Genomic DNA, 2,666 nt, shown 5'->3' with positions numbered 1-2,666 from the left:
TCAGTATATTTCTCATATATCTTTTCTAAGATTTTAGGCGACTTAATATTGTTTAAGATTTTTCCATCAATTTTTGTCACCTCCTCCAATTCCCTAATACCGTTATGACCATTATTACTTTTTAAATCTATGCCAGTATTACTCATATTTTCCAACATAGAGTTTTGAACAGCGTCAAAATGACTACTTTGTTCTTTAAAACTTCCCTCAATAACCTCCTCTAGAAACTGATAATCAGCTTCAGAAATCTCATCTTCTACAGATTTAAATACCTCTAAGGTTTGTTCATGCAGACTATTGAGATTTTTCCTAGATTCGTCAGCGTAGTCAACAATACTATTGCTAGATTGGCTTGAGAAAAGACTAAATATAAACTGCATATTATTTGTAATCATTTTATTTGCTATTTCATCAATAAAGTCTCTAGAGAGGTATTCTTTATACACGATAAGCGGATTTATATATGGATTAATTATAGCAGCACCAGTTATTTTAAAATTTTGATCGACCTCAAATATCATTCTTCTAGCTTTAAGATTTTCCAGCACTTGTAAAAAATTGTCTGGTTCACCTGAGCGTTCAATTTCGTTAAGTGTTTCGTTAGAATATATGACCTGACAATTATATCCTGCAAACTGTCCATCTTCTATCAACATAGGATATTCAACAATCTTATCTAAAATATTTTGGTCTAGATAAAGTGTTGATTTTCCATGATATATTTTATTGAAATTCAGTTCTTTGAAGTTCAACTTACTATAGTCTGCTATATCTTCAAAATGGGGCATAATAATTACTCCCGAACAGGTAGTACGACTTATTAATTATTCGTAGATCAGTTCGTAGGTTGGGTTGACGAAGGAGACCCAGCTGTTTCATATTCATCAAAACCAACTCGTTGGGTTTCATCCTTCGACACCAACCTACAATCTAAACGCGGAATCACCTACAATCCGTAGGTTGGCGTGGAGCTTGCGACACCCAACAAAATTAAGTAATATCAGCTATCAATTATCATTTGCAGAATAGCATGCAATATCGAAGGCACTATCAAAAAGGAGCAACCTACTTTTTCACTATCAACCTAGCTGATAGGTCTAGCGATTTGTTAATCAAAGAAATTGAAACACTTCGAAATGCTTTTCAAACGGTCAAACGAAAACATCCCTTTCATATTGATGCTATCGTTATTTTACCAGACCATTTGCATATGTTATGTACCATGCCAAATAATGATGCAGACTTCTCTAAACGTATCAAGCTAATCAAATATTACTTTTCTTATCATATTGCTAAAACAGAATATATCTCAAATAGCAGACTTAAAAAAAGCGAGCGCGGTATTTGGCAACGTCGATTTTGGGAGCATTGCATTCGCGATGAAGCAGACTATCTAGCACATATTGATTATATTCATATGAACCCTATTAAGCATGAGTATGTTAAACAAGTTAAAGACTGGCAATACTCCTCATTTCATCGATTTGTGAAGGATGGTTTGCTTCCTATTGATTGGGGCTGTTGAGAATGTTCTTTTGATATTTAGATATTGGGTGTCGCAAGCTCTACGCCAACCTACGTGTTATCATTCATTAGTCAAGATAAGGATATCTTTAATGAAAATCACAAATCATTCAAAACTAAAAAAACACGCCTTTAAAGCGCAAAAAACTATCGTTAAAAAAATAGTTAACCTACCCAAACCCATTCTACGCAAAATTGCTGGCAAGCCTGTTATCATAGATGGACAGACTTTAGATGTCTCAGTTCAAGTGATTTTAAAGCTATTTAGCCCACCACCTCACTATATAGCTAGTGTCGCCAGCACTCGTAAACAGATCGATGGACAAGGCCCTTTATTAGCTCAGTCTGATCATAAAGACATCATCACCGATGAGTTTAAGCTCGATGTATCTAGCGGTGACAGCATCCGTCTACGTCGTTATCGCCATCGTGATGCTAGTGATAATAATCAGCCCGCTTTAGTGTTTTATCATGGCGGTGGTTATGTTGCCGGCTCTCTTGAATCACATGATTTAGTTTGTCAACATTTGGCAGCGGATGGCAATTGCACCGTTATCGCAGTAGATTATCGTCTAGCGCCTGAGCACCCCTTTCCTACCCCTGTCAATGATGGGTTAGCCGCTTATCGTCATATTGCGAATAATGCCGATAAATTTGGCGTTGGTGCGACGCGTCTAGCAGTTGGTGGAGATAGCGCAGGCGGTAACTTAGCAGCTGTCGTAGCTCAGCAAACCAAAGACGATAACTATCCGCCAAAGTTGCAAACGTTATGGGTGCCTTGGGTAGATATAAGTAGTGAACGCGCGTCGTATGAGCTATTTGCTACGCGGTTCTTTTTAGAGCGAGCAAAAATGCGTTGGTTTAAAGACCATTATCTAAGTGATGAAACGGATGCAACAGACCCAATGGCATCGCCTATATTTGGTGATTTAAAAGGCGTCGCCCCTGCCGTTATTCTAGTAGCGGGGTTTGATCCTCTGCGTGATGAAGGTATTGAGTATGCCAATAAACTTAAAGAAGCTGGTGTAAATACGAAACTCAAGGTTTATGAGACGATGCCGCATCTATTTCCCCTTTTCGCAGGCGAGATAAAAGATGCTAAGGTAGCTTTTGATGACGCGACTCGAACGCTTAGACGGTTG

Annotated in this window: 3 protein-coding genes; 2 read left to right on the top strand and 1 reads right to left on the bottom strand. The window is 38.0% G+C overall.

Features of this window, described 5'->3' with window-relative positions:
- Positions 1 to 788 (bottom strand): hypothetical protein (locus tag ACT3TU_RS13885; protein WP_444784507.1); only part of this gene is annotated, 788 nt, incomplete at its 3' end.
- Between the two features lie 242 nt (positions 789 to 1,030).
- Here ACT3TU_RS13885 and ACT3TU_RS13880 point away from each other — a divergent pair.
- Both ACT3TU_RS13880 and ACT3TU_RS13875 read left to right on the top strand, forming a co-directional pair.
- Positions 1,031 to 1,525: an REP-associated tyrosine transposase gene (locus tag ACT3TU_RS13880; protein WP_444784506.1), complete on the top strand. Its 495-nt coding sequence runs from the start codon at positions 1,031 to 1,033 to the stop codon at positions 1,523 to 1,525.
- 91 nt (positions 1,526 to 1,616) lie between these two features.
- The coding region (locus ACT3TU_RS13875) for an alpha/beta hydrolase (RefSeq protein ID WP_444784505.1) at positions 1,617 to 2,666 on the top strand (1,050 nt) is incomplete at its 3' end.

The sequence above is a fragment of the Psychrobacter sp. AOP3-A1-26 genome (assembly GCF_052378235.1).
In the GTDB taxonomy this organism is placed as follows: Bacteria; Pseudomonadota; Gammaproteobacteria; order Pseudomonadales; family Moraxellaceae; genus Psychrobacter.
The sequence above is the reverse complement of the archived record's forward strand: the minus strand, read 5'-3'. Positions and strand labels throughout refer to the sequence as shown.